The 26,652-nt window shown below is 64.7% G+C and carries 20 protein-coding genes and 5 pseudogenes; 16 read left to right on the top strand and 9 right to left on the bottom strand.

Annotated features, from left to right (window positions below):
* The first annotated feature begins 48 nt into the window (after nt 1-48).
* The 3 genes from ACWGIH_RS21460 (at nt 49) to ACWGIH_RS21450 (ending at nt 5,272) form a co-directional block, all read left to right on the top strand.
* Nucleotides 49-1,035 carry a hypothetical protein gene (locus ACWGIH_RS21460; protein ID WP_453446966.1) on the top strand — a complete coding sequence of 329 codons (987 nt, stop codon included), beginning with the start codon at nt 49-51 and terminating at the stop codon, nt 1,033-1,035.
* The gene (locus ACWGIH_RS21455) at nt 947-2,377 is read left to right on the top strand and encodes an AbiJ-related protein (protein WP_453691683.1); all 1,431 of its coding nucleotides are present in this window, start codon (nt 947-949) and stop codon (nt 2,375-2,377) included. Before ACWGIH_RS21460 ends, ACWGIH_RS21455 begins: the two co-directional genes overlap by 89 nt.
* 1,113 nt (nt 2,378-3,490) lie before the next feature.
* On the top strand, nt 3,491-5,272 hold the full coding sequence (locus tag ACWGIH_RS21450; protein WP_453446969.1) for a hypothetical protein: 1,782 nt from the start codon (nt 3,491-3,493) through the stop codon (nt 5,270-5,272).
* A 48-nt stretch (nt 5,273-5,320) separates the two neighbouring features.
* Here the strand turns inward: ACWGIH_RS21450 and ACWGIH_RS21445 are convergent, their stop codons facing one another.
* Entirely contained in the window at nt 5,321-5,965 is a 645-nt protein-coding gene (locus tag ACWGIH_RS21445; RefSeq protein WP_383270136.1) for an SMI1/KNR4 family protein, read from the bottom strand.
* Between the two features lie 77 nt (nt 5,966-6,042).
* Between ACWGIH_RS21445 and ACWGIH_RS21440 the strand changes: the two genes are divergently transcribed.
* Nucleotides 6,043-6,228, top strand: coding sequence for a hypothetical protein (locus ACWGIH_RS21440; RefSeq protein ID WP_453446971.1), 186 nt, complete (start codon nt 6,043-6,045; stop codon nt 6,226-6,228).
* A gap of 184 nt (nt 6,229-6,412) precedes the next feature.
* Here ACWGIH_RS21440 and ACWGIH_RS21435 read toward each other — a convergent pair whose 3' ends face one another.
* The 5 genes and pseudogenes from ACWGIH_RS21435 to ACWGIH_RS21415 form a co-directional block, all read right to left on the bottom strand.
* Nucleotides 6,413-8,170, bottom strand: a complete 1,758-nt coding sequence (locus ACWGIH_RS21435; protein WP_453447106.1) for an ABC transporter ATP-binding protein — start codon at nt 8,168-8,170, stop codon at nt 6,413-6,415.
* A gap of 2 nt (nt 8,171-8,172) precedes the next feature.
* On the bottom strand, nt 8,173-10,140 hold the full coding sequence (locus ACWGIH_RS21430; protein ID WP_453446973.1) for an ABC transporter ATP-binding protein: 1,968 nt from the start codon (nt 10,138-10,140) through the stop codon (nt 8,173-8,175).
* A gap of 51 nt (nt 10,141-10,191) precedes the next feature.
* Nucleotides 10,192-11,412: a LacI family DNA-binding transcriptional regulator gene (locus ACWGIH_RS21425; RefSeq protein ID WP_453446974.1), complete on the bottom strand. Its 1,221-nt coding sequence runs from the start codon at nt 11,410-11,412 to the stop codon at nt 10,192-10,194.
* Nucleotides 11,413-12,005: 593 nt separating this feature from the next.
* Nucleotides 12,006-12,206 (bottom strand): hypothetical protein, encoded by a 201-nt coding sequence (locus tag ACWGIH_RS21420; RefSeq protein ID WP_406471885.1) that lies wholly within the window; start codon nt 12,204-12,206, stop codon nt 12,006-12,008.
* A gap of 3 nt (nt 12,207-12,209) precedes the next feature.
* A pseudogene (locus ACWGIH_RS21415) lies at nt 12,210-12,350 on the bottom strand (transposase); the annotation flags it as partial.
* Between the two features lie 335 nt (nt 12,351-12,685).
* Between ACWGIH_RS21415 and ACWGIH_RS21410 the strand changes: the two are divergent.
* The 3 genes and pseudogenes from ACWGIH_RS21410 to ACWGIH_RS21400 all read left to right on the top strand — a co-directional run.
* Nucleotides 12,686-13,501 carry a hypothetical protein gene (locus tag ACWGIH_RS21410; RefSeq protein ID WP_453446975.1) on the top strand — a complete coding sequence of 272 codons (816 nt, stop codon included), beginning with the start codon at nt 12,686-12,688 and terminating at the stop codon, nt 13,499-13,501.
* A gap of 104 nt (nt 13,502-13,605) precedes the next feature.
* Nucleotides 13,606-13,920, top strand: a pseudogene (locus ACWGIH_RS21405) (transposase); the annotation flags it as partial.
* Between the two features lie 25 nt (nt 13,921-13,945).
* Nucleotides 13,946-14,227 (top strand): annotated as a pseudogene (locus ACWGIH_RS21400) (transposase); the annotation flags it as partial.
* A 317-nt stretch (nt 14,228-14,544) separates the two neighbouring features.
* Here the strand turns inward: ACWGIH_RS21400 and ACWGIH_RS21395 are convergent.
* Nucleotides 14,545-16,005, bottom strand: coding sequence for a hypothetical protein (locus ACWGIH_RS21395; RefSeq protein ID WP_453446976.1), 1,461 nt, complete (start codon nt 16,003-16,005; stop codon nt 14,545-14,547).
* A gap of 294 nt (nt 16,006-16,299) precedes the next feature.
* Here ACWGIH_RS21395 and ACWGIH_RS21390 point away from each other — a divergent pair.
* Nucleotides 16,300-16,868 (top strand): annotated as a pseudogene (locus ACWGIH_RS21390) (transposase family protein); the annotation flags it as partial.
* A 289-nt stretch (nt 16,869-17,157) separates the two neighbouring features.
* On the opposite strand, the gene ACWGIH_RS21385 reads toward ACWGIH_RS21390, so the two are convergent.
* Complete coding sequence (locus ACWGIH_RS21385) at nt 17,158-18,339, bottom strand: ISAs1 family transposase (RefSeq protein ID WP_453446978.1); 1,182 nt, start codon at nt 18,337-18,339, stop codon at nt 17,158-17,160.
* Between the two features lie 178 nt (nt 18,340-18,517).
* Here ACWGIH_RS21385 and ACWGIH_RS21380 point away from each other — a divergent pair.
* From ACWGIH_RS21380 to ACWGIH_RS21345, 8 genes and pseudogenes are all read left to right on the top strand, one after another.
* Nucleotides 18,518-18,826: pseudogene (locus ACWGIH_RS21380) on the top strand (alpha/beta fold hydrolase); the annotation flags it as partial.
* Nucleotides 18,827-18,859: 33 nt separating this feature from the next.
* Nucleotides 18,860-19,753: a Vgb family protein gene (locus ACWGIH_RS21375; RefSeq protein WP_453446980.1), complete on the top strand. Its 894-nt coding sequence runs from the start codon at nt 18,860-18,862 to the stop codon at nt 19,751-19,753.
* Nucleotides 19,754-20,082: 329 nt separating this feature from the next.
* A complete protein-coding gene (locus tag ACWGIH_RS21370; RefSeq protein WP_453446982.1) occupies nt 20,083-20,277 on the top strand; it encodes a hypothetical protein in 195 nt (64 codons plus the stop codon).
* A gap of 423 nt (nt 20,278-20,700) precedes the next feature.
* A complete protein-coding gene (locus tag ACWGIH_RS21365; protein ID WP_453446983.1) occupies nt 20,701-21,120 on the top strand; it encodes a hypothetical protein in 420 nt (139 codons plus the stop codon).
* A gap of 109 nt (nt 21,121-21,229) precedes the next feature.
* Complete coding sequence (locus tag ACWGIH_RS21360; protein ID WP_453446985.1) at nt 21,230-21,652, top strand: hypothetical protein; 423 nt, start codon at nt 21,230-21,232, stop codon at nt 21,650-21,652.
* A gap of 321 nt (nt 21,653-21,973) precedes the next feature.
* Nucleotides 21,974-23,017: a DUF7224 domain-containing protein gene (locus ACWGIH_RS21355; RefSeq protein WP_453446987.1), complete on the top strand. Its 1,044-nt coding sequence runs from the start codon at nt 21,974-21,976 to the stop codon at nt 23,015-23,017.
* A gap of 580 nt (nt 23,018-23,597) precedes the next feature.
* On the top strand, nt 23,598-24,380 hold the full coding sequence (locus ACWGIH_RS21350) for an ATP-binding cassette domain-containing protein (protein WP_453446988.1): 783 nt from the start codon (nt 23,598-23,600) through the stop codon (nt 24,378-24,380).
* Between the two features lie 423 nt (nt 24,381-24,803).
* Entirely contained in the window at nt 24,804-25,139 is a 336-nt protein-coding gene (locus ACWGIH_RS21345; protein WP_453446989.1) for a hypothetical protein, read from the top strand.
* A 180-nt stretch (nt 25,140-25,319) separates the two neighbouring features.
* Here the strand turns inward: ACWGIH_RS21345 and ACWGIH_RS21340 are convergent, their stop codons facing one another.
* Entirely contained in the window at nt 25,320-26,399 is a 1,080-nt protein-coding gene (locus tag ACWGIH_RS21340) for an IS110 family transposase (protein WP_453446991.1), read from the bottom strand.
* Between the last annotated feature and the right edge of the window lie 253 nt (nt 26,400-26,652).

Genomic DNA, 26,652 nt, shown 5'->3' with positions numbered 1-26,652 from the left:
ACCGGGGACGGAATCCGGTGGCATCCCGACCTGGGGAGGTCCATGCTCATGAGCGTGGACCTCCCCAGGCCCAAGTGGCCCGCTCACGAGATCGCCGTCATCGGCGGTCGGCACGAGGATGACCTCGTCATCGCTGGCGGATACCTGCGTGTAGCCGAGCTCTCGGCAACGGAGTGGAGCCAGAACGGCCCCGACGACTCCCTCCCGATCCCGATCTACTACAACTACCGGCACAGCGTGGAGTTGAGCCTGAAGGGGCTGATCCGGGAGGCCGCCATCATCATCCGTCGCGGCGAGTACGACACCCGTGGTGAGAATCTTCGGCCCGAGCGGATCGACGAAAAACTGCGCGAGGACAGCCACAGCGTCAGGAAGTTGACCGAACGGCTGAACCGCTACCTTGGCCTGATCGCTGACCTTGAAGCGCCGAACAACAAGATCGATCCGGAGTCCTTCGAGACACTCCCGTGGCTCGACGACATGGATCAGACCGGGGAGACCTTCCGCTACGCCCACATCGGCGCAGGTGCGGCTAGCAGACCTGCACGCCCCGTCCAGACGAATATCAACTTCTACGACGAGATCCGCAAGGTCCACGACCTGGCCTGGCTGCTCCAAGCGGGCTACTCCGGTGCCCTCCAGGAGTTCGGCGACCTCCAGCAGGAGTACCTAGAAGAGATGCGTTGGGCGACGGGCTGCCGACAACCCGCCCCAGCTGACTCCTCGATCAACATCCGGTCGGTGCCGAAAGCCAACAGATCTGGACTATTCACGCGTCGAATTTGCCCACTGGGCCTCCTCGTCGCCGCCCTCATCGGAGAATGGCGATGTGGTGAATCTTCAGTTCCTCGTCGAACGGCCAGTCGGTACAGCGCCTTTCAGCGTCATGAGGACCGGCCTGGCTACGGTGCGGGTCGAGCGCCTTCGCACCACCGCGCTGGACGACGTGACCGATCTGGACGCCGCATACGCCTTGGCCCGCATCGCCTGGACCGAACTCGAAGCGTTCGGTACCAGCGGGGGCCAGCGGCTTGATGACGACGAGATCGCCCTCCTCCTCAGGTCCCTCACCGGAGTCCTCCGGCGCCTGAAGACGCCCCTAGAGCTTCCGTTCCGCGACTTCAAGAGCTTCAAGAGCTTCTGGAAGCAGCAGGGGATGAGCGACAGCTACGAAGCCCGCCGCAGCTACCTAGGCCGCGTTTTCGAGCCCGTGCTGAAGAAGCTGGACGCCTACCACCCTCATCTCGCACCGGGCCGGGTGTCCTCGCACCGCATCACCGAGGTCACCCGTCGGCGACTGCGCGAGGGCCTTCCGACCGCCTGGTGGGGGACCCTTGACGAATTGCAGTTCCTAGAGCGTTTGTACGACCTCAACAACCTGCCTAGCCTCGACCCGAAGCACGTCACCGCCGCCGAGGATATTGGCCACCACTGCATCCTCGATCCGGACGATTGGGAGGCCGACTGGATCTGGCGCGACGAACGTTTCGCTCTCGCCGACGGCGACGACGAACTCCTGTGCTTTTTGGCCGAGATGCTGCACCCGGCGGTGCGCACCGACGCCGACGAGGTCGAAAGGCTCCGCGCCTGGATGAACGAGACCCTGGCCCACGACGGCTACGAGCTCACCGCCGTGGACACCATCAGCGGCGCACCGGTCTTCACCGCCCGGACGGTCGGCGCCGGGGCCTCGGGGGCCATGAAGAACCTCTTCTTCGCCGCGGATGGCCCCAAGCCGGAGTTCGTTCTCGGTGACGCCATCAACAACGACGTCCTGTTGGTGAAGAACGGCGAGTTCTGCCTCCAGTACGACCAGGCCCTCGGCGCCGCCGGCCTGACCTGGGGCGACTTGATCGCTTGGTGGCGCACTCATGCGCCCTTCCCGGAGGACGCAACCGATCAGGACGTAGGTCGCGCACTCTACAAGCGGCTGTCGGCGTCGCTTCACCGCGATCCAAAGCGGCCCGAATGGGTGTCCCCAGAGCGAAAGGTGTTCCGCGCCTATTGTCGGCGCTACCCGATCGACGGGACCGGAGCCCACTACCCCGCGCTGATCCCGCAGGTGTACCTGCACCTGGACCCGCGAACCCGCCTGGAACGCGGAGGCAGAGACAGCGTCCTCGGCCGTGAGCGCATGGACTTCCTGCTCCTCCTCCCCCGCGGAGTGCGGATCGTCGTGGAGGTAGACGGCCAGCAACACTATTCCGAAGGGGACATGGCATCGCCACGGCTCTACTCAAAGATGGTGTCCGAGGACCGATCTCTACGACTCAAGGGGTACCAGGTCTACCGCTTCGGCGGCCATGAACTCGGCCTCAGCGCAGCTCCGGCGATGCTCCACAACTTCTTCGGCCAACTGGTCGAACACCAGCACTAGACCGTCGATCCATCGCATTCGACGGACGAGGTCCTCGTGTCACGGGCGAATCACCAAACCCATAGACACCTCCCACCCAACGGTCCCGAACTGGACATAAGTACTCGGGTTGGACTGGCTGGACGCCCTGAGAGGGCTTTACCTACGTGTGCCATGTGGGACCGGATCGCGCCGTCGCCCAGAGTGGTCCGGTCCACGATCAGCAGTGGGCCACCGTGTCGGCCTTCCAGACCGCGCCCCGACCGCGGGAGGCCACACAGCGCTTCAGAGATCCCGACACCCGCCCCCCACCTGACAACCAATCACCAACGCCTGAGCATCGCCCGGCAAGAAAAGCCTCCAGCAGGCCGTCGCGACGATCGCCTTCTTCCAGGACCACCGCATCGCAGCCACCCGCCCAGTAATCATCCCCAGGCTTCGCCGGGTCAGAGGCCCCCAACACCCCTGCGACCCGTCCAAGACGGCCACGCGCGCCGAGGTATCACGGGTCATCTCGCTCGCCGCCTGTCCCCTGCTACCAATCAACCATCGCGTTACAACACGCCCCACTACCACCAAGATCCGGGCCATACGCGGGCCAACTCCCCACATTGAATCCGTCGGATCGGCATCCTTGCTGGTCAGAAGGCTGTACCGCCTGTACCGCCAGCAGACAAAGAAGGTCTCCGCTCACCACGGCAACTTCTGGGAAGTGCTGCTGTACGGGCAGATCGGCACACAGCGGAGTTCCGTTGCATGCTCTGCAATAGACGGCGGGGCACACACTTTGTGTTCAAATATTCCACAGAAAATTCACATGACTACATGCAACCATGACATCGATCACAGCTAACACACAGCAGCGATAGGCGAATTGGGCGTTTAGCGGCATTGCCCGAGCACTCTCAACCCGCATAGAACGGTCTTGGCATGGACCACACAACTCACCTACACGTGAGGAGACATGGGTTGAGGCACAGACAGATGTCACGATTAGTACGAAGGGCAGCCATAGGCGCCGCCCTCGCTCTTCTTCTCGGGTCCAGCCCGGCACTCGCCGCCGGAACCGAGGCAAGCATCGACCCCAATGCGGCACCTTCCAGCCGCCCCGCAGCAGGCCCCGAGTCCCGAACTGTGACTGCAGGCAGCAGGCCAGTTTCCGGCAAGACTCCAAAGGCCGGACCGGAGTTCAAGCAGGCCAGCGACGTGTGGACCGTCACCAGCCCACAGACGGTCCTCCGCAATACTGTGACCGACGCGGACGGCGACAAGAGCACCCAGACTTTCGAGGTCTGGACGACTGACGCCAACGGCAATGCGAAGACACAAGTCAAGTTGAAAGATGATGAGTACGGAGTGCTCGTCTCCCCTGCTGTAGCTTCCGGCAGCACGGCCGAGGTCACTGTCCCCGCCGGCAAGCTGAAGCCGGGAGTCACCTACACCTTCCACACGTCCGCGTTCGACGGCTCTTTGTATGAGACCAACTGGTCCCCGTGGGCCAAGTTCCGCATCGCGCCCTACGCGACCTTCCCTGCTCCGCAGGCGAGTTCAAACATCGATCCGGTGGCCCAGAAGGCACAAGAGATCTTCCGCAGCGACCCCGGCGCGTTGGCGATCCGCAAGGCCGGGGGAACGAACTGCTCGAAGGCTGACGCGCAAGGCCGCCAGGTGTGCCTCAAGTCCCACCCGGCATCCGAGAAGAAGCAGAAGTCTTTGCTCTCCCCCACGGCAGAGGTTCCGGACCTCGTGTCGTGGTGCTCCGACAAGCCCTCGGGCCACGACTACATCAACCGCACCGACGCCTGTCTAAATGATGTCGGCAGCGCCAGCTTGATCTTCACTTCCGGCGGAGAACCGGACAAGCCTCCCTTTGGCGTGGCGACGTTCAACTTCCAGCAGCGGCTGAAGACTTACCCGAACAAGTCGTCCGGCGGCAGCGACTTCGCGGAGTTCGACCAGCAGTTGTTCGTCACTCCCACCTCCATCGACCCGCAGCTTCTTGGCGTCCGCCTCACCTGGAACGCAGGAACGGTCTGTGACCACTGCACCAGTACCCCGGTGGCCTGGAAAGACTACAAGACGGGGGAGGCCGAGAGGGGGTACTGGCTGGACAGCGAGGTCGGCCAGACGCAGGTTGCCAGCACCACCACGAAGTGGACGGGCACCGGCAAGGAGACTATCGACCTGACCTGGGACATGGTCGGCGCTGTCGATGTCGATCTTGACCTCGCCGCGAACGCCGACTTCGGCACCAGTGGCAACGAACTCAAGGTCCGCTGCGACGATCTCAGCACGGCCAGCAGCACACCCGGGTGTGTACTTCCGTACTACACCCCGACCTACACGATGGACACCAACAAGTACCCGGCAGCTGGCGCCTACTACTGGTTCATGCAGAACCGTATGACCGGACGCCCCGGTACCGGCGACGCGCCCATGCACTACCTCGGCCCGGACACCACCAAGACCAACGCGGACGGCAACAAGTGGACCAGTGACGACAGCCGCAACGTGGTCTGCCCGGACGCATGGAAGAAACATCCCATGGACGCCTCGATGGGTTCGCCGACCTGCGACGAGTTCGCCATGGCCTCAACCCACGAGAGTGGCGGCTACCCCGACACCGGCAACAAGTACCAGGTCGACTCAGGGGACAAGTGCGCTCAGCTCTACGCGGACCCCTCGGGGAGCTCCTTCGGCCTTTTCGCCGACACGCGCAAGGACAAGACCGGCCCCTCCAGCGCCGAGAAGTGCGGTCGTGCCACGATCCCCGGCGATCAAAACAGTGGGGCCTTCCACAAATTTCCGGCTCCTGCCTGGCGCATGCTCGACAAGGACGCCTTCTACCTCAGTAACCCTGGCTTCGAACACTGCACCACCACCAGCAGCACCTGCGCGTGGAAGAAGATCGGCTAGATCTTCGTGACGTGTGTGGGGTGGGTGCGAACACTCACCCCACACGCATCACCCGGCCAACGGCTCCCACACCGCACGCTCGGCATCATCGCGCGGCGCCCCCCACACCAAGAACCCGTTCATCAGGCCAACCCGCGCCTCTTCTGCGAGCGACGGGACTTCGAGGACGTCAGCCATCTCCTCCATGTAGTCCGTCAGTGACTCAAACTTGACGCTGCGCTCCGCGTACTCATTCCAGTACCAGATCCTGCCGGTCTCAGCGTCCAAACACAGACCAGCCAAAGCATCCGCACCGATCGCAGCGAAGGGGATCCAGGAGGGACGCCACACCGTGATCTCTTCTGCGTCACCCGCCCCCCGCTGCGCCTCTTCGTCGCTCTGTCGCAGCAGCATCTGCTGCTGATACGTGCGACGGACGACCTCGAACGGCATCAGCACACACCGGCCCGGCATAAATCCAGGTGTCGGTTCCGGTCCCACACCCGCCCGCCGACTCCACAACGCCCTCAGACCGATGGGCAGACGCACGCCCAAAGACTCCTGCAGTCCCTCGATTTCCGCCTCGGAAGCCCCAGGCAACAAGTTCTCCAGTGTCGCCGGAGCGCGCCGCTCAAGCCAGGACTCAATACGCTGCCAGGCGTCGTCTATCTGCCGCCACTCAATACCCTGCTCGCGTGCCGTATGACCATCCATACTCAACACGCTACCCGCCAACTGCTCACGTTCTCAGTTCGGGACGCAAGGTTCGGCCGTGCTCCACTGTGCTCGCTGTGACCGGATCCGGATTGGCCATCGAGGCACTCCTCAAGGGCGCCAAGCCGTTGGGGGACGACGAAGAGCAGGGCCATGGCGCCCCCGACGCAGAGTCCACCGAAACAGACGCGCCGAACCCGAGCGCGGCATCGGCCACCCCAGGCAAAGAAGCAGAGGGCGCGAACCTGGCTGCCGACGTGTAGCTCGCCTCGGAGGAGGTTCCGACGAAAACGTTTCCGCCTCCTGCATGATCACCTCGGTGTTCCCGGCGCGGCCTGTGTCCTCGCCTCTCCGCAGCCTGGCAGTAGGTGATCTCCCACCGCGATTGGCGGTATGTCCACGGTGTTGCGGCCGTGGACATACCGCGTGCGTCGATCGGGGGCAGCGTCAGGGCGCTGGTTCCCCAGCGGGGACCGTGCCGGTGCGGCGCTGCCAGTCCGCGTAGAGACGTGCGTACGGCCCGGAGCACACGGAGAGTGCAGAGTGTGGGCCGCGCTGGATGATCTGCCCGTCCTCCATGACGACCACATCATCGGCCTGTTCGGCCGTCGATAGCCGGTGTGCCACGGCAATGGTCGTACGGTCTCTCGCCAACAGCTTGACGGCCTTGGCGACCCGGGCCTCGGTTAGCGGATCGAGCTGCGAGGTGGCCTCGTCCAGCAGCAACACGCGTGGATCGGCCGCGTAGGCACGGGCGATCGCGACAAGTTGCCGCTCCCCGGCCGACAGGGCAGTTCCAGACTCGCCGACGTTGGTGCGCACTCCGTCTGGCAAGGTCGTGAGCCACTCTTCGAGACCGAGCGCCGCGAAGATCTCCATGACGTCCCCATCGGACAGTTCGGGACACGCCTGCCGTACGTTGTCGGCAAGCGTGTCGCGGAAGAGGAAGCCATCCTGTGGCACCAGGTGGAGGGCACCACGCAGTCCGCCCTCACTGAGGCGCGGCAGTGGAACTCCGCCGATGCAGACCTCCCCACGGTCCGGGTCCGCAACCCGTGTGAGCAGCGTGACGAGCGTCGACTTCCCGGAGCCCGTGTGCCCGACCACCGCGGTTGTGCTGCCGGGTCGCACGCGTAGCGTCAGATCGTTCAGCGCGGCCCGCTGTGCACCAGCGTAGGCGAAAGTGACCGCCCGAACCTCCACGTCCAGTGGACCCGGCGGCAGCGGGACAGCCCCGATGACCGCGGGGGTGACTGCAGGACGATGGCGCATCAGGGACCGGATACGGCGCACCGATGCCACCGCGTTCTGTATCCCGTTCAGGTTCTCAGCAACCGCCTGTAGCGGCTGGACGAACATGGTGATGAGGAAGAGGAATGCTGTCAGCTCACCGAGGGTAAGCCGGTGCGCGGCACCGAGCGCCATGCCCACGACCAGAAGGACTGCAGTGGTAACTGCGACCGCTGCCTCTCCGATCACGTACGCGTACGCAGCGGCCTTCTGCGCGCGGTTCTGGGCAACGTAGTGGGAGTCGATGGCCTCACCCAGCCGGGTATCAAACCGCTGTTGCACGCTGAACGCGCGGATGACGGCTGCTCCGGCGACGGCCTCACCGGCAAGCGCTACCACGGCACCGTTGCGCTCCTGTACCCGCGCGAACCGCACCGCCAGTCGCTTCTGGAGGGCCGGCAAAACCCAGGCCAGCGGGGCCAGCGTCATGAGCACCAACAGCCCGAGGACCCATGAGTAGTGGAGCATCAGGCCGGTGGCAAGGAACAGTTGCGCCCCATTGAGCAACATGTGTGTGCCGCCGCGCTGAACGAAGTTGGTGATCTGGTCGACGTCGTAGGTCAGCCGGGAGACCAGCCCCCCTCTGCTGTAACACTGCCGGTCCAGAGGTGTCAGCACATGCAGGTGGCGCATCATGCGGGAGCGTATGTCGGCCAACACGGCCTCCACTCCACGGGCCAGCAGGTACGCCATGCCCGCTGCCCCCACTGCGGCGAGGACAAGGAGTACTAGCGCCTGTGCGACCACCGCTTCCGGGCCCGTGCCTGGCCCTGGCTTCGAGGTCACGGCGTCAGTGACCCGCTGCACTGTGAAAGGAACACCGACGCGCCCGGCCGCAGCAAGGCACGCCAGTACGCCAGCGGCAGGCAGCACCCTCCACAGCGGTCGGGCAGGGGAAGGCTCGCCTAGGTGCATACTCACGCGCCCACCTCCTGACCCGCGGCACGCACGAGCCTTCGGTACTCGGGCACGGTCCGCAGCAGCTCGGAATGTGCACCGCACGCAGCGACGCCTCCGTTGTCCAGGAAGAGCACCTCGTCTGCGAGAGCCAAGCTCTGCGGCCGGCTGGTGACGACGACCGTGGTAACCGGTAGGGCCTTTCGTAAGGCGCCGAGAACGGATGCTTCGATGCTCGCGTCCAGACCAGAGGTGGCGTCGTCCAGGACCAGCAGCCGTGGCTCGCGGACGGCAGCCCTGGCCAGGGCAAGCCGCTGTCGCTGTCCACCTGAGAGGCTGACGCCCCGCTCGGCGAGCGAGGAGTCCAGCCCCTCTGGCAACGCTGCCACGAAGTCGTCAGCCCGGACGGTACGCAATACTTCCCAAAGCCTCTCGTCAGGAAAGTCCGCTTCGCGATCCAGGGCAACGTTTCCACGGACCGTGTCGCCGAAGAGGAACACGTCCTGCGGCACGTATCCGATGTAGTCGGGCAGTTGCCCGGTATCGCAAAGCAGCCGAGGTGGCAGTCCATCAACGTGAACGCTCCCCTCGCCAGGCACGAGGAGACCAGCGATCAGTCGTACGAGGGTCGTCTTGCCAGAGCCTGTGGGCCCCGTGATGGCAAGGACGTGACCGGGCCGAACCGTGACGCTGACGCCCCGCACCGCAAAGCGCCCGGGGCTATAGGCGAACGCCGCACCGCACAACTCAAGCCGTGCCAGGCCCGGTCCAGGACGAGACGTTGGTGCGGCTGCATCGATCGTGCGTGCTCCCCTTCGGGCTGTGACCGTTCGTAGCGCGAGGGCGGTCCGGGTCGGTTCGCCCGGATACCCGCCGAGCCGAGGCACAGGTGAGTCGTCCGTTACGCGTGCCGTAGGTCCTTCAGGCGCCGCCGATCCGCGCACCGCCTCGCTGTCCGGCGATGGTCCGTCAGCCGTCTCGCCGGGCAAGTCGAGCGTCTCCCGTACGCGTGCATAGCCGATCGCGCTGGCGGGCAGCGCGGCCAGCAGCCATGCCAGGCCACTCAGCGGGAATGCGATGGCGGAGAACAGCAGCGTCGCGGAGAGCAGCTGCTCAACTCCGATCGCCCCGTCCCGTAGCCGTACCGCTCCCACGAGCAACAGCGCCAGTGTGCCGGCCTGCGGCAACAGCCCCACGATCTGCTCGAAGATTGCGCGTGTGCGTTCGACCCGGACCACGGCATCCCGCAATCGGACGGCTGCCCGCGCGAAACGTGCCACCTCGGTGTCTCTCCGATGCAGGATGCGTACAACTTGGGCCCCCTCCACACTCTCGTGTGCGATCTCCGCGAGCTCTGCCCGACGCTCCTGCAGGCGCGCGGATGGCGCTGCGACGGCCCGCGAGTACATCACGTTCATCGCAATGATTACCGGGAAGATGGTGATCCCAACGGCGGCCAGTACAGGGTCGGTCAGCAACAACGCCGCCGCCGCGAGCACACAGATACCCGACGCGCCCACGGCCAGCGGCAGGTCGGCGACCATCGCCCAGGCGACATCAACATCGCTGCCGGCCCGGGACAGCAGCACGCCCGGCGACTGGCGTAGGTGCCACTCGAAGGACAAGTCCAGGTACCTGCGCAGCACCCGGCGCCGGTAGTTCGATGTCAGGCCGTACTGCATGCGGCCGACAGCCAGACGCCGCACGAGGATCCCGCCGAGTTTCACTGCGGCCACGCCGACCGTCACGGCCGCGGCAAGGACCGCAGCTCCCGGCTCGAACCCTCCCCCGGAAAAGGCCGGACCTGCCAGACGGGCCACTACGGCGCTGAGAACGTACGCCGCCCCGACGGTCGCCGCCGCAAATGCCAGACTGCCCAGCGTTCCGGCAGCGAACGCCCGTGGCTGTTCCCGCGCCGCCCGTGCTACCAGGTGCATGCCGCGCCGCAAGACCCGATCCTCACCTGTCGCTACTTGCTGTTCCTTCATGGCAGAGAAGCTCCGGGCCACGCAGGAGAGGAATCAAGACGTATTCGGGAATCAAGACATTGATGCGCTGCCGTAAGCCAGGTCGACGGCGTCCCAGCCACAGGAGGTTCGTAGGGTCAGGCGGGGCCGCAGCCGTACCTGCCGCAGCTCGGCCTCTGGATCGTCCAAGCGGTGCACCAGGGTCTCGACAGCCAGAGCGCCCATCCTGAACTTCTCCGGAGCCACCGCCGTCAGCGGCACGTCAGCGTCGGCGGCCAGGCTGTCGTCATACGAGACGATCGCAAGGTCCTGCGGCACCTGCACCCCCTCCGCCCGCGCGGCCCGCAACAGCAGCCCCGATTCGAAGTCACCGAAGCACAGCACCGCCGTCGCGCCGGAGTTGCGCAGGGTGTGCAGCACTTCCAGGGCCAAGGGAGCCTCCGCCGAGCGCCGCATCGCAAGGTGCGTATCGATTGGCTCCCAGTCGATCCGTGCCCTGGCGCGCAGATCGAGCGCCTCGACCGCCTGGTCGAAACCCTCCGCGACGACCTGCGTGGGCGCAGCCCCCAGCCTGCGAACCAGCCCCACGTCACGGTGACCGAGCCTGGCCAGGTGCGCGAGCGCGTCGTAGGCGCCGCCGGCATGGTCGGTGTACACGTGCTCACTCCGGTCCGCTGCCCCAGCCCGCGCCCACCGCCGCTCCAGGTACACGGCCGGCACTGGCAACTCCTGGAGGCACCGGGCCAGCTGACCGGTGAGCGGCACCTCGGGAGCCGAAGGCGTCAGCAACAGCCCTGCCACTCCGGCGTCCAGCAGCTCCTCCACAGCGGTCACGGCGCCGGTTACGGCGCCGACGCCGTAGCCCGTGGTTCGCAGCACCATGGAGCAGTGGGCGGCGGACAAAGCGGCCTCGACACCCTTCAGTACTGGGGCGAAGTAGTACTCGGCCTCCGGCACGAGCACCCCGATACGCCGACGCTCCGAGGACCATGGGTGTGCCCTCTGACGCGGCAGCGCGATGACGAAGGATCCGGCACCCTGTCGGCGATCGACCAGTCCTTCGGTGACGAGTTCCTCAAACGCCCTGCGCACGGTAGTGACGGATAGCCCAGTGCGCGAGGCGAGTTCGATCTCCGTCGGCAGCTTCGCTCCAAGCGCCCATGTCCCGTCTCGGATGCCCTTCCGCAGCTGCTCTGCCAGCTTACGGAACTTCAACTCCTTTACCGCGACATCCCGTACCGCCGCATCACGAACTGCCGTCTCAGGCTCCGTCACCTCATGCACCGCTCGCATCCCGGCAGTCTGCCACGCTCCCCCGCCCGGGCCGACTGGCCGCCATGGCGGCATCACTGTGGAGGTTGCGCCAACCTTGGTATCGATATCCGTCCTGTGAGGCGCACGGAGGTTGTTGATTTGATACCCCCATCCACTCCACAGGCGGAAACTTCACACGGCGTGCGGCCGTCCATGATCGCGCTTGTGGTGACTCGAGCACTGCAGGATCTCCTTCGAGACGACCGAGCCACTGCCATCGTGTGCCGCGAGCTGCTGGATGCGATCAAGTAGCTCGTATCCAGCGTTCGCAGCCTTTCCGGCGTCGGCCGAGCCTTCGGCGAGCGCCCGAGTGCAGCCGTTTCCTTCCAGTCAGTTAGACGACCATGCCCAATCCGCTCACGGATACCCGCCAGGTGGAGGCGGGTCAGCCGGGAGTGGTACGCCGCCATTCCTTTCACAGCCTGCGAGCGGGCCCCGGCTACGTCCTCGGCGGTGGCCTGGTGCCCCCTCCGAGCGTTTGCCCGGTTCAATGAACTACCGGTCGGCGCGCAACCTCAACTCACCGGATGTCGCGTCAAGTTCGGCGTGTGCCCCGAGGCTGCCAAGTCGTGTCAAGCTGCTTGAGCGAGTTCTTCGACGTTGCCGAGTCGGTTCCGGTCGGAGCGCTCAAGGATCTTGAAGATCTGGCGGCAGATCGCTCGCTTGAGGCATCGCTGCGCATCGCGGGAGGTCTTTCCTTCGGTGATCTTGCGTGCGACGTACGTCTTCGTAGAGGGATCGAGTCGCATCCTGATCAGGGTGATGGTGTGCATGGCCCGGTTGAGCTGCCGGTCGCCGCTGCGGTTGAGCCGGTGTCGGTTGATCAGCCCCGACGAGGCAGGGATCGGCGAGACGCCGGCGAAGGAGGCAAAGGCGGCTTCCGAGCGGAATCGTCCCTGGTGGGACCAACTGACCAAGATCTGGGCGGCGGTTATCGGTCCGACTCCGAGCAGCCGAGAAGCGCAGGGGCCTGCTGCCGCACCAGGGCGAGGATCTCGTTCTCAGCCGGGGCCGACTCGGGCTGCGCGGCCGTACTGGATGCGGAGCGGAATCTCGCGGCGCTCGCCGACCACAGCACCCGCAATCGCCAGTCGGCCCTCACGGCGACCTGAGCACGCCACGGCCCGACTCACCAGGGCTGGCCCTCGGGCCAGCCCTCACCCCATTCCCCCTACCTGGCAACGCGGTTGACAGTCTGCCCCTCGGCGTAAATGCCGCTCTCTTTCGCACATATCCGCAATAAGCTCAAGTAGTGAAACCCCAGGGAACCGAGGATCAGCTCCTCCGGAAGATCCTGGTGCTGCTCGACGGCGCCAGGCAGTACGAGACGCTCACCCAGTCCGACTCCAGGGCCTGGGTCGTCGCGCCGGGCAGCGCCCTGGCCGGGGACGACTTCAAGACCGACCCCTACCAGGTGTCGCACACCGCCTGGCTAGCGCTGACGGTCGCCGTCGACCACCTGCACTGCTTCCGCCGCACGCTGGTGGGCGACGCCGCGAAAGGCACCCATACGCCGATCACGATGCACACGCACGGGCAGTTCTCACTGCTGCGGGGCGCGTTCGAAAACAGCGCCCGTGCGGTGTGGATGCTCGGCCCTCCGACACGCCTGACCCGCGTACAGCGCCGTCTCTCCCTGCAGGCGAGCGATCACCGGCACTCCAACCACATGCTCGATCTCCTTCAGAGCCAGCAGCCCCGCAGCACGGACGTCCGGATGCAGCGGCTCACGGACTTGATCATCGCTGCGGGTACGGCGCCCGCGGACGCCAAGAAGGCACTCGGTAACCCCAGCCCGACGGCCATCGTGCGCGAGGCGGGCTCCCTGGCGGCCATGGGCACTGACCAAGCCGAGGTCATCTGGAGCAGCTGCAGCGCACTCGCGCACGGCGACACCTACGGGACACTCGGCTTCCTCGATGGCACGGTCGTGGAGAAGCAGGGAAAGCTGTCGCTCATGCAGATCAGCAGCTCGCCCCTATTCCTCCGCCAGGCGACAGACCGCACAGTGGCGATGATGCAGCGCGGGTTCGCCCTCTTCAAGGAACGGGCGGCCTGCCACCACTGACAGCGCCGCACCGCCCGGCTCTACCCACAGCACGACGTGCTTGTCGCCGCAGTAGGCGCGGAATCCGGCGACGGCACCGGCTCCTGGCAGCGCACCCGAGGCCGGTGTCGCCTTCACGGCGCGCGCACGATGCACGGTGGCGGAGTGCATGCACAGCGGCGCTCGACGTGGACGATGCCGGGGACGAGGCCGCGCGCGAACGCACCGGTCAGGGCCGTGAACCGACCCCGAGTGCGGGGGTGGTGGACAGCCAGAGTGTCAAGGCCACCGAGCGGGGTGGCTGGCACGGATACGACGGAGACAAGAAGGTCCTGGGGATCAAGCGCCACCTGCTGGTCGACACGCTCGGCCTGGTCCTGGCCGTGTGCGTGAGTCCGGCCAACGTGAGCGGCCGCGACGGCGCCGCGGTGTTGCTGGCCCCGCTCCGCCGCGAAGTTTCCCCGACTGAGGCATCTGTGGGCCGACCAGGGCTATCGCGGCCGGGAGTTCTTGGCCTGGGTGCGCGAGGAGACAGGGATCACCATCCGGATCGTGCAGCGCAGGGACGGCGGGTTCCGCAGCACCTGGGCCAAGACCGATGCATCACCGCGCGTGGTGCCGATGATCGCTGTGGTCCCGCGCCGTTGGGTGATCGAGCAGAGTTTCGCCTGGTTGGGCCTGTACCGGAGGCTGTCCAAGGACTACGAGTGCCTGGCGAGCAGCCAGGAGAACGCGGTCTACCTAGCCACGATCATGCTTCTACTCCACCGCACAGCGAGGGCACCCTGGCCGGGACTTCTCAGACGCCCACTAGCCACGTCCTCGGCCCGGTTTCCATCGTCGTCTCTGACGACAGCACCGTCCTCGGTGATATCGACACGTCCATCCACTGTCCGAGCCAGCGGGCACGCTGTTCTTCGGACACCGGGCGAACGAGTGCGCCTGGGTCGTCGAACCGGCCCCGACGCCGGCGGAAGCCACGGCGCTCTCGCTGTGACCCGTGAACCCATACGGGTCGGATGGGGAACCTGAACCAGGTGAATCCAGTGGCCTCCCGCGTGCTGCTACTGGTGCCGTCCGCCGCTCCACCACCGACGCCGCTGAGCGGATGGCGGTTGCGGCGGGTTCACTGGCGTCGCCGACTGCGCTGTCGCGGCCGCGTCGCCCAGCACTGCGGTGCGGATCGCCGTCCAGTCTGCGGCCCGCCACCAGTTGAACAGCTCCACAGTGCTGATGACCGTCACCGGTAGTGAGTCGAGCGAGGCGACGAACTCGGGCCGCGCGTACACCGCCGCCGTCCGCTCCGATGGGTGCAGCTTGTGCTGGTGGTTGACGATCAGTACGCCGTCGGAGACCGGTTCGTCTGGCCGCAGCTGCGGCCAGGTCTCCAAATGCCGCTGGAGATGCCCGACGAGATGCTCCTGTGCGGGACCAGCGGCGCCCTTGACCTCGACCAGGCGTGATTCCATGCCGTCGGCGCCAACGAGCAGGTCGGCTGACTTCGTCCCGCCGAGCTCCTCGTCCAGGTCCACGGTGTGCATTCCCGCCGCGGTCAGCACCCGCGCGACCGTATGGGCCAGGTCGGCGCCGCTGCCGTACAGCAGCCCGTATCGCACCGGCTCCGCCGTCGCCTTGGCCTGTCGCAGTTCATCCTCCAGGCGCTGCTTCTCGGCCGCGTACCGCGCCTCCAGGTCCTCCAGCGCGTCGCGAGTGCTCTGCTCACCGACGGTCTGCAGATCGGGGTCGATGAAGAACGGCGACCGGGCCCGCCGCAGCGCTGCGGGCACGTACTCCGGCAGCGCCCGGTGCACCAGCCAGCCCAGGACGCTCTCCCAGCGGGTGGCATCGGGGATGAGATACCACCGCTGGTCACCCTCCGGCGACGTCCAGGCCGCGACCACCGGCTCCCCGAGCGAGTCGACGAGAATGGGATGCAGCTCGCCCGCAGCGGGGTGGTCCACCCTGCCGGAACCGTCGCCGTTGTACGACTGAGAGCCGTACAACTTCAGGCTCCACCACGGCGAGCCTTCGGGGCGGGTCAGCAGCCGAATCGCCAGATCACGGTCGGCACCCTCCAGGCCCGGCGCGATCTCGGGCCGCATCCCCTTAGGCAGTCGCCGACCACCGGCGCTGGTGGACTGGTCACCGAGGCGTACGGAGGCGTGCACCGACGACAGCGGGTTACGCGGACGGTCGCCGTCCGCGTGGCCGACGACGGCGAAGACCAGAGCGACCTCGCTGCGCTGCCGTGCACCGCCGAGGAAGCGCTGGAACTCCTCATGGCCCTGCCCGGAGAAGAAGCCCGGCTCCACGGCCGCCGGACAGTCGCTGCTCTCCATGCCCCACCATCGCGGCACGAAGCCGTGCCGCTCCCAGGGCACGTCGCCGGAGACACGCAGCGGCTCTGGCGGGCCCATCCGGTTCAGAGCTCGCTCCCTGCGGAGCAGCAGCCCCTGCTCTTCATCGGAGCCGGGCTCAGGCTGGCCAATGTGCACCGGCACCAGGCCGGTGGTTGAGCTGTTCATCGCCGCAGGCTAGCAGCCCTGTTGACACCCGGTCGGCGTACGGCCGACTCACCAGGCATCCCGCCTGAGATCAGCTGATGAGTAGCCGAAGAGTCACCAATAAGAGCTCACCGCTCTGCCTCAATCGGCTACGCGGGCGCCCGGCGGATCACGAACACACTCTCCAGACGTTAGGGGTCGACGACACGGTCGGCTTGGCTGGTTGTCCGTAGCTGGTGGCTTCCTACGTCAGGACGGGGCTGCGAGTAGCCGATCATCGCTGTTCCTTGCTGCATGGGTATGACTGTGCTCTCGTCCACCGTGTGCCGGGTCGTTCAACGTCTTGGACCACTGCTGGCGCTCGAGCCTGTTTCGCGTCCGGCCGATGCTGCGGACCGGTTGTGGATCGTGGACGGCACCCTGGTCCCGGTCCGCGACCGGCACGTCGGTTCCTCCAGCCGCAACTACCGGTTCTCCGCGAACGTGCAGGTCGTCGTGGACGCCGATACCGCCCCGTGATCGCAGCGGCCCGGCCGGTGCCGGGCACCACCGCGGATGCCCACGCCTGGCGGGCCTCCGGCCTGGCCGAGCACTGCCAGGACGTGACAGTTCTGGGCGATGGCGCCTACCTCAACTGCGGCATGGTCGTGCCACACCGCAAACGCCCCCGACGCGAGCTGCTGCCGGGCGAGGAAGCAGACAGCGCCGCGCACCGCACGGTCCGAGCCCGTGTCGAGCATGTGATCGGACGGATGAAGAACTACAAGATCCTGCGCGACTGCCGACAGCACGGCGACGGCCTTCACCACGCCGTCCAAGCCGTCGCCCACATGCACAACCTCGCGCTCGCATCAGGACCACAAGACTGTGCTCACACGCCCTGACCTGCGCAAATACAGCCTTGTGCAACACCCTTTAGTGGCCGCGCCAGCGTCAGCAGGTCAGCCCCTCCATGAACCTTCGCCAAGACCGATACGCCAGACCGGGCCGCATCAGGCGCCACGTCCCTCAGATGCCATCAGAAACCACCCGGATCAGCGCGGTGGGGCACAGGTCGTCTGCGCCAACTCGCTGTTCGACTCTGCGACCTTTTCGATCGCTCCTCGCAGGGCTGGCGGCAGCCCTCGCCCCTTGGGCCAGGGGCATTGCATGATCGCGATCTGTCCGGGTTGATCACGTGAGGCCGAGGGCTGACAGCGGGCGGTGGTAGTCGCGGCTGGTGTGGCGGAGGGCGGCGGCGATGTTGGTCTGGCCGTTCTGGCGGAAGACGCTGATGGCGAGGTTGCGCAGGGACGCCATGGTGCGGGGCAGGTGGCCGGTGCGGACCTTGGAGTCGTCCTCGCGGAAGGTGCGGTCACGGACGTGGTGCAGGAGGTTCTCGATGCCCCAGTGGCCTCTGACCCAGCCAGCGATCTGGGCCGGGGTGGCGTCGTAAATGTCCAGGCTGGTGATCACATAGACCCACTCGATGGTGAGCTTGCCCGTGCTCAACTCCCGTCGCCATCGGAAGACTTGGATGGCCTGGCGGGCGCCGGGATAGTCGATGTGGCGGAAGGCTACGACCTTGAGCCGACGGATCTCGTCACGGTGATGGGCCTTGTCGCGGGTGCGGTGCTCCAGCGGTATGTCGGCCCACGGCAGCTTCCGGACCTGCGCGTACAGACCGGGGTGGTTCTTCTTGACGACGGCCAGGTAGTGGGCGCCGCGCGTGCGGAGATAGGCGCCGTGGGCGTGCTGGGTGTGCAGGACATCTCCGGTCAGTACGGTGTTGTTCAGGTCGATGGCGTCCAACAGGGGCTGGAAGGCAGGGATTTCGTTGCTCTTGGAGGAGACCTGCCGCTGAGCCAGTACCACGCCGTGGTGGTCCATCGCGGCCAGCAGCTGGATCGCGGTGGCCGTGGTGGTGCGGGATCCGCACACGGTCTTGCCGTCGACCGCGATCGCCCGCAACGACGACTTCGGCAGCGGCCCGGGCAGTGGCGACGGTGGCGTTCTGGCCTGGAGATATGCGCCAATGGCCGCGTCGAGGTCGTCGCCGTCGACGCGTTGGAGCAGGCGGCGGACCGTGGCCGTGTGTGGCGCCGACCGGATGCCGGTGAGCGGGTCGGCCGGGAAGCCGAGGTCCCACAGGACGGACTGCGGGGCGTCCGCTATCCATTCACCGATCGCGATGAGGGAGCGAGCGCCGGTCAGGACTGCGGCGGCGGCCGCACACAGCAGCGGGAGCATCGGATACCGCCGCCCCCGCATGCCGCGTGGATCGGGCACCCAGATCAGAAAGCGACGCAGGTCGGCAGCGTCCTGCGGGGTGACACGGAGGTTCGGGAGGGCCAGTTGCCCCAGCCCGGCCGGCATGGGCGATGATGTTCGGGCAGGCACGGTCTCGCTCGGTTCTCATGGGTCTCGACAACCACATGATCACCAGCACCGTGCCTGCACTGCTCTCTGGGAATATCCCGCCCCGCACCGGGACATGACGTCACGTCATACGCAAGACCGGCGAACCAGACCGATCCCCAACACGCAATGGCCCTGGGTACGGCGGCCCGCCATCGAGGATGTCGCCACTGTCACTGCTGTAGAGCCCGATGCAGAAGTCTTCCCGGCCGTCGATCTGTACGACCGCCTCACCTGTCCGATGACAATCGTGCTGGCCGAGGATGGCTTTTACGCCTCACGGCGCGACGAGGTGCGTGCCGTCGTCGATGCCGTCCCTGGCCGCCGGCTGATCGACATCAGCTCGAACCACAACGTCCCCATGACCCGGCCTGCTGACCTCGCTGCGATCATTCTCAATCTGGTGCGAGAGCGGGCTGCGACATCGGCCAGGAATGTCGATTGATCCTTAACCCCACCAGCCCTGCAAGGAGTTGCTGTGCACGATTGTGATGCCCCGGCCATCAGGGAGATCCCGGTGGCGGACAAGGGTGCGGGGCCTTACGGCATCGCGGCCGGACCTGACGGTGCGCTGTGGCTCACCTTCGCGCACCGTGGCTGCATCGCGCGTCTGACCCTCGAGGGCGAACTCAGGGAATATCCCCTGGACTCGTCTGAGTGTCGCCCTACGGTCATTGCTGCCGGGCCCGACGGAGCACTGTGGTTCACCCGGTTCCAGGACCACCGGATCGGCCGCGTCACCGCCGACGGCGAAAGGGAGTCCTTCCCGATTCCGACGCCCGGCAGCGGACCCTTCGGTATCACTGCCGGTCCAGACGGTGCGGTGTGGTTCACGCAGATGAACACCGACCGTATCGGCCGCATCACCTGCAAAGGAGAGATCACCGAGTTCGTCCTTCCCCATACGGGCGGCTATCCCTCGGCAATCACCGCAGGCCCTGATGGGGCCCTGTGGTTCACCCTCAACCAGGCGAACGCTATCGGCCGCATCACTGTCCACGGGGACATCGTCATACACCCGCTGCCCACCCCCAGTGCCGCACCCGTGGGCATCACCAGTGACGGCACCGCCTTGTGGTTCGTTGAGATCGCAGCGGGCCAGATCGGCAGGATCTCGGTGGATGGCGCGATCAAGGAGTTCCCGCTCCCTGACCGCACGGCCAAACCCCACGCCATCGTCGCGGCGTCCACGGGGGACTGCTGGTTCACCGAATGGGGAGCCAACCGCATTGGCCACATCACCGATAGCGGCGAGATCGCCGAGTACAGCCTGCCGTCACCGTCGTCCGAGCCGCACGGCATCACCATAGGTTCCGACGGCGCTCTGTGGGTGGCCCTTGAGACGGGAGGGGTCGCGCGGGTGGAACTGTAGCTCGGGACGGAGAACCATCCAGCTCAGCCGTGTGCCCCTGTCGCGTCACACCGTCATCCGGGCGGTGACTCGGTCTCAGCTCCTACGGTCATGGGCGTGCTCTCGTCCGCCAAGGCTTCGGCGATGGTGTGGAGTTCTGCGGCCAAGGACCGCAGAGTGCTCGCCGCTCGAGCGCGGACATCCCGATCATCGGTATCTTGCGTTGCCAGGAGCGAGTACGCGGAGTTCAGGCCCCGCACCTGCTCGCCCAGGAGGCGGCAGACATCTTGCTGCTTCACGGCCGAAAGCATCCCAGAACCGCGAACACGTCCGTACGCAGGGAGACCCTGGTGGGCATCGTCTATCTGCCGAAGCAGCCGCCCGATCCGCGCCGGCAGGGCACCTGCCCTCAATGCATGGCCATGCAGGGCGAACGCTGCTTTCAGGCCCCGAAAGGCGGAGTCCACCGGCGGCGCCTCACGGCGAACGGCATCAACCCCGCAGACGTGCCCGGACTCAAGGCCCGTTCACGATCACGCCGTTGACATCCCCGCGACCCAGAGCCGCGGGGAGATCCGCCCCCCCAGGGCGCTGGACAGGATGGGGACTCGGAGGCCAAGCAGCCGGCGGCCGTGGGAGCTCGCTCGTGGGGGTGGTCATCGCGGGCTTGCCGTGACGGACGAGCCGGGTGGACCTGTTATGCCGATCATGCGACCTGTGATCAATGCGGCTTTGGCCACAACGGCTGCGCTCTTGCTTATGGCTCCCGCGTCGTCAGCGGGGTCTGCGAGAAACCCTCCCAAAGCGCGCATTCCTGCTAACAGAGAGCCCAAAGACTCAATATATACCAATCCCCAGAGGCCACACAGGTTCCCCACAATCTCACCTTGACTAGCCCACCTGAACTTCATAAAGTCCCCTTGATCTACAGAAACCCTGCTTCTGTAGCGCAACAAGGGGGGCCAAACGTGCAAACTCGACTAAAAGCCGCAGCTATCTCCGGTGCAGCAGCCTCGCTGCTCCTTGTGGCAGCTCCCAGCGCCAACGCATCCGTCCACTCGATTTCCGTCAGGGACGGCACGACGGGTGACGAGTCGATCCGATGGGCCGACGAACAGTACAGTGAACTTAGGTTCATTCACTGTAATTCTGAGTCTGATGAGAGTGTCGACGTCTCATACTGGCGCGATATCTCGCTCTATCCTGACACTCAGTACGACCAGAAGACATTCACGGCGTGCTTTAAGTGGAGTGACGGCGATGTAAGCAGAGGCGAGTGGCGCGGCCTTCCCAAGGGGAACTACTACTTCCAGCTCGGTCTCGTGGACGATACATCGTCGCACCATGTAACGGCGGCTGCGAGTGTGGATACCACAGCAGCCGACTAGCCAGCCAGCTCCCAGGGAGCGATCACCTAGAGCTGATCGTCTAAATCCCGCCAAGGAGCGAAATGCGCAGAAATGCGCCGCCGTAATCAAAAGGGTGGGGGAAAGTTACATGTTCATAAAACGAAGACTCTCCAGCATTGCCAGTATCAGCGCCGCCGTCACTTTGATGACAATTCCAGCGGCTCAGGCAACGATCATCAGCTTCAGCATCAAGAACAAAGAGGCTGGTTCAGAGTCTAGCCACTGGTCGGAGGAAAAGTACACGGAAGTCGCCTTCAAGAACTGCAACTCCACGAGGGATTCAAGCGTGGATGTCAAGTTGTGGCGAGCTATCGACTACTATCCAGATTCGGACCACGGCAGTAAGCACTACACCGCTTGCTTCTCATCCAACAGGCCAGCCGTGAGCAGCGGTGAGTGGAGCAGTTTGCCGTGGGGCAGCTACTACTTTGAGCTCGACAAGATCGATGGCGGAGGGTCGAGCACGCTCTCAACGGAAACTGCTTGGGCCGACACGACAAAGGCCGATTAGCAACTAGCAAACCGGCTTGGAGGGGTGCTCTTCATTGCGAGGCACCGCTCCAAGTCGCTAAAGCTCAGCTCAGCCCGGAGAAAAATCTTGAAACTCTCTACTTCCTTGCGTACCAGTAGCGCTCTTTGGGCTTCGCCATTTGCGCTGGGGCTGACGCTGTTCTATTTCTTTTCCGGCGGTGAGCCCTCCGAATTCCAATACGGGTATGCCCCCTCTGTAGTTGCTGATGCGCTAGGGCCGATGCACGCCCTAACATATGCGGTGGCTTCATCCCTGGGGGCTTGGGAAGCGGGCCGCGTCAGGCGAAGTGGCGTTTGGAGTATGGCTGCCGTACGATCTCGCCACCGCATCGCGCTGAATTTGCTGGTTCCAGTCATGACACTTTCCTGGCTCATGATGGCTATTCCAGTTTCCATTTCGCTTATCTCTTCTGGAATCACCCCCTCAGTGGAGAGCCTACGGCCTCTCCTCGTTGGCATTGCCCTGTCTGTCGCCCACGCGACGATAGGCTTTGGCGCTGGGGTGCTTGTTCCACCACTGATATCTGCACCTCTCATGGCAGTCGCCACGTTTCTCCTTGTAGCTTTCTCTACCGCTACAACACCATTCTGGCTTCGCCATGTTTCAGGCCAATATCGCGAGCCGTTGATGCTCGGTGAACTCGTCTCGTTTGAAACGATGTTTCCCCATCTGCTGTTCACAGGCGGAATTGCTCTCGGGGTGGCCTCATCCTGGTTCTTTATTAAGTCAACCCTCGTCAAGGTAGGTCTCGCATGCCTACTTGCTCTTGGGGGAATGACGAGTGCTCAGCGGCTGGTTCACGACTGGGGGCCAAGTGATCCGGTTCTGGTTGGCAACGCACCAATGTCGTGCGTCAACCGGGCGCCACAGGTGTGCATGCCCACGGCCACCAAGGACGGTCTTGCAAGAGCCTCTACAGCGGCACAGTCGGTTCTGGATGATCTACGTTCCGCAGGTGTCAATGAAGAACCTGCCCTCATCACGGACCGCCTTGCGGATGGACGGTACTATCTACCTTCAGATAGCCGAACGTGGCGAGTTAATCTCACATCAGGGGTCCGCAACAATAACGTCCGTTATCAGCTAGTGGCCGCCGCTGTGGGATTTAAATGCGAACGACCGTCGCCCCGTGTTAGCCGTGAAGTGATGCTTTGGGCGGCACAGGTGACTGGCGAGGAACGCTCGTACCAGCAGCAGTTGGAGGCGCGGGCTGAACAGTTCGACACAGCCGAGAACCAGACCAAGGTCCGAACTCAGGTCAAGAAGATTCTAACGTTGCCTGCTCAAGACCAAGGTGCTTGGTTCAAACAGCGTCGTCTCGATGCCTGCCGCAGTAGCTCATGAAGTGGCTGCTAAAGACGCGACGTGTGCATAGCTTTCTTCTTGCGTCATTCATAGGTTACGTCGCACTTATCGTTGCAACGCAGGACACGGTTGCGACCCTTCCCTCCTTCACGCTGGGTGGCGGAGTCCAACTCAGGCTCATGCTCTTCGCCCCCATTCCGTTGCTAGCCGGCCTCATTATGAGCCTAGAATCCAGGCTGTATGCACCGGAAATCTCAGGCGTCAGGTCAATCTCGCTGACTGACGCTGCTATTGTAACGGTAGTTAACCTAGCGGCAGTTGCTGTAGGTTTCGCTGCAATCAGTTTGCATGCCTCGTCAGAGATTGCGACCGTTGGACGTAACACAGTTTTCCTTACGGGGATTATGCTGTGCGCACGGTGGATGGTCGGGCCTGCTGCAGTCATGGTTCCTATTGCCTGGCTAATGGCGGTAATTTTCGTCGGATATCGCAACCCAAACGACCCCTATCCGTGGACAGTCGTTGCTGAGCCCGTGGCGACGCCCCATGCCGCTCTAAGTGCAATCGCAGTTTTTATTGTCGGCCTATGCATGCTGCTCCCCGCTCCAAGGAATAAATCATGACGCTCAGGCTTAATTCTTGCCGCTACGCTTACAAACGCTGGCAGGCGCCAATCATCAAGGACCTGACGTTTATCCTTCCAGACGGACTCACGATTCTGCTGGGCCCGAATGGTGCGGGAAAGTCGACGCTCCTCAAACTTGCCGCTTCAGTCGCCCAACCCAGTTCGGGCACAGTCACCTTGGGCGACATCTCCTCTCGGTCAAAGCCCTTCCGGGTGGCTGTTGCGTGGATGCCGCAGGACATTACCCCCATGCCGTCACTAACAGCTCGCGAGTACGTCGCCTATGTTGGGTGGCTCAAAGGAATGAACCGGCGCGACGCCTGGGATCGAGCATCTCAAGTTCTACAGCGCGTCGAGCTGTCAAAAGAGTCCGACATGAAATCAGCTAGTCTGTCGGGCGGCCAATTGCGCCGCGTGGGTGTAGCCTCTGCCCTCGTCCATGATGCGCGTGTTCTCCTCTTGGATGAACCCACAGCCGGAATGGACCCACGCCAGAGGCGCGTATTTCGGAACATCTTGAATGATCTGACTTCCGATGTGCAGGTCCTGATGTCGACACATGACGTCACAGATCTGGCGGAAGAGGCCGCTCACGTAACTGTCCTAGATGAAGGGAAAATTCTTCATACGGGCGACACTGCGGAATTTCTGCGCCACACACCGACGGGAACCGCTGTCGGGCGAGCAGCCGAGGGCGCATACAGTGCCATTCTAGGCGAGGGCATGGACCCCTTGCGGATGCGCCGAGAAGGCAGCCTTGACGAAAGGCGTGGGTAGCGCACCTGGCGACGTCGTTTTCCGACCGGGAGAGTTCAAAATGCTGCCGCGGATCCCGTTGCAGCCCAAATCTAATGACGCCAAACACCAAGGGCCACCGTCCTCACCTTCGAGCAGCAACGGTGAAAATGCTCACTGAAAAAGTTCCCGAAGCGTCTCAAGCTGCTCTTCGCCAAGGCGAGGGGCAGCTTTGGCGTGTACTGTTGCCCATTGCTCTATGTGCCACGCCACGGGGTCCTCTTCAGGGAGCAAGGGACCATGGATCGCTTGATTTTGAATTCCCAAGCCCCCGGCCCGTACTTGTACCACTCGTGGAAGACTGCCCAAACAGATCTGAACACGTGCCGGAACGCGAATGGAACGTTCAGCTCAGCTCTCGACCGAGGAACGTCTGATTCGAGCCACTGAAGGATCCGCCTGCCCTTGCAGCAGGCCGAGGCGATGCCCCGGCTGCACCCCCACGCCTCGTTCTTCAATTCGGCGCTGCCGTTCGGCATGATCTGCGGCGGCCATATCGACACCGCGATCCGCGCTTGCCCCTTTTTCCGTGAGAGGTGGCGTTCCCGTTCTCTTCCCGTGCGCAGTTGGGGTCGGCTGTTTCGCGGGCGGCTCGGTGGCGCAGTACGCCGCCACGTGTTCCGCGCCGCCGACCGCCTCGATCAAGCGCTGCCACTTCGCTTCCAGCGCTTTGCCATGGCTGGCCGTCGACTCGTAAGCCCGGCACTTCGAGGCGCGATCGCGGTACTCCTCAGGATGTGAGGGTGTCGCTGCGTCTGGCGCGCGGCGGGGATGCCATGTCTCGCGGTCAGCGCAGCGGGCGTGTCGCTCGCTGCCGCCAGTCGTAGAGCGGAGCCAGGACCCAGCGGGAGAGAGCGGTTTGAGTGGGTTAACGAGGGCGAGAGGGAAAACCGCACCTGTCCCCCATGTCCCCCAAGAAGCTCACCCGGTCAGCGCTGGGTGCTCCGCAAGGAGTGCGCCCCGCGAGGCATCTCCTTTCAATGTCTTTCGGCTGGCGCTGATCAGGCGGTAGATCTCGCGAGCCACGTACCGCTTCAAGCAACGGATGATCTCCCGCCGAGTCTTCCCCTCGGTCACGCGTCGCTCGTAATACGCCTGCGTCCGCGAATCCCAGCGCAACCGTGACAGCACGATGCGATGAAGCGCAGCGTTCGCCTGCCGGTGGCCGCCGCGGTTGAGCCGGCGGTGCTGCCGGCTGCCCGATGAGTATTCGACGGGGCTTGCCCCGCACAAGGCCGCGAAGGACGCCTCACCTCGCATGCGCGCGCTGTTGTCTCCCAGGACCATCAGCAGCACTGCCGCGCTATGGGGGCCGACTCCGAGCGCCTCGAGTAGGCGAGGATAGTGCGTTACGATCACGCCTTCCAGGCGCTGTTCCAGCAGTAGAGCCTGCACCCTCAGTTGCTCGATGCGCTCAGCTAACACGCGCAACGTGAATCGGGTTGCCCGTACCAGCGGGTCCGTCTCCTCATCGCCTTCGCGTAACTGCAGGCAGGCCAGGATGAGCGCTCGGCGCTTCAGACTCCGCAAATCCTCACGCAGGACTGGGTCTGCGGTAACCAGAATGGCCCGCAGCTGGTTCATTGCTTGCCGTTTGGCACGTGCGGCAGAGTCCTTGGCCATCACATACATGCGTGCGATCTCAATCGGGCCACTGCCGGTATTGACCGGGAACTGCGCACGGCCACTGAGCACAGAGCGGGCAGCAGCGACTGCGTCGCCCTCATCCGACTTGCTGCGTCGGCGCCGGGCCGAGCGACCCGGGCCAGGAGCCTCCACAACCTCTATGCCTGCAGACAGCAGATGCCGAGACAGCGCCGCCCCATAGTTTCCGGAACTCTCCACCCCCGCCCGGTGGACCACACCCCATCCACAGGCCCACTCGACAAGGTCCCGATAGCCACTTGCCGTGGTAGGAAAGCGCTCAATAGCCAGGGCTTGCCCCAGCATCGACACCACTGCCGCCACGTGGACGTCACGATGCGAATCGACCCCGAGCACCACCTCACCTGCATTAGCAGCGTGGTCCGCGGCTTGGTGAAAGTCTGACGACTCGATCGTTCATTCACCCCCGTCGGCCCACGCACAAGCCTCGCCGCTGGCCCGGAAAGCGGTCGCAGATGACACTGTGCAGAGAACGCCCGCATAACAGAGCTCTAGACACGCTCGCCCGGACCAGCGTCCGAGCCCACTGCCTCGGCCCGAGTCGACACAGGATCGTTAGGACACCTTGGTCAAAACCGTCAGGAGCCAG

The sequence above is a fragment of the Streptomyces sp. NPDC054872 genome (assembly GCF_053610705.1).
This window is presented reverse-complemented; position numbering and strand designations above follow the sequence as displayed.

Bases quoted from the DNA above. Each gene is read 5' to 3' on its own strand.
- ACWGIH_RS21460 (WP_453446966.1), top strand. From the start codon at position 49: ATGAGCGTGGACCTCCCCAGGCCCAAGTGGCCCGCTCACGAGATCGCC.
- ACWGIH_RS21445 (WP_383270136.1), bottom strand. From the start codon at position 5,965: ATGGATGGTCATACGGCACGCGAGCAGGGTATTGAGTGGCGGCAGATA.
- ACWGIH_RS21435 (WP_453447106.1), bottom strand. From the start codon at position 8,170: ATGCACCTAGGCGAGCCTTCCCCTGCCCGACCGCTGTGGAGGGTGCTG.
- ACWGIH_RS21430 (WP_453446973.1), bottom strand. From the start codon at position 10,140: ATGAAGGAACAGCAAGTAGCGACAGGTGAGGATCGGGTCTTGCGGCGC.
- ACWGIH_RS21425 (WP_453446974.1), bottom strand. From the start codon at position 11,412: ATGCGAGCGGTGCATGAGGTGACGGAGCCTGAGACGGCAGTTCGTGAT.
- ACWGIH_RS21420 (WP_406471885.1), bottom strand. From the start codon at position 12,206: ATGCACACCATCACCCTGATCAGGATGCGACTCGATCCCTCTACGAAG.
- ACWGIH_RS21395 (WP_453446976.1), bottom strand. From the start codon at position 16,005: ATGAACAGCTCAACCACCGGCCTGGTGCCGGTGCACATTGGCCAGCCT.
- ACWGIH_RS21385 (WP_453446978.1), bottom strand. From the start codon at position 18,339: ATGCCGGCCGGGCTGGGGCAACTGGCCCTCCCGAACCTCCGTGTCACC.
- ACWGIH_RS21360 (WP_453446985.1), top strand. From the start codon at position 21,230: ATGTTCATAAAACGAAGACTCTCCAGCATTGCCAGTATCAGCGCCGCC.
- ACWGIH_RS21355 (WP_453446987.1), top strand. From the start codon at position 21,974: ATGGCTGCCGTACGATCTCGCCACCGCATCGCGCTGAATTTGCTGGTT.
- ACWGIH_RS21350 (WP_453446988.1), top strand. From the start codon at position 23,598: ATGACGCTCAGGCTTAATTCTTGCCGCTACGCTTACAAACGCTGGCAG.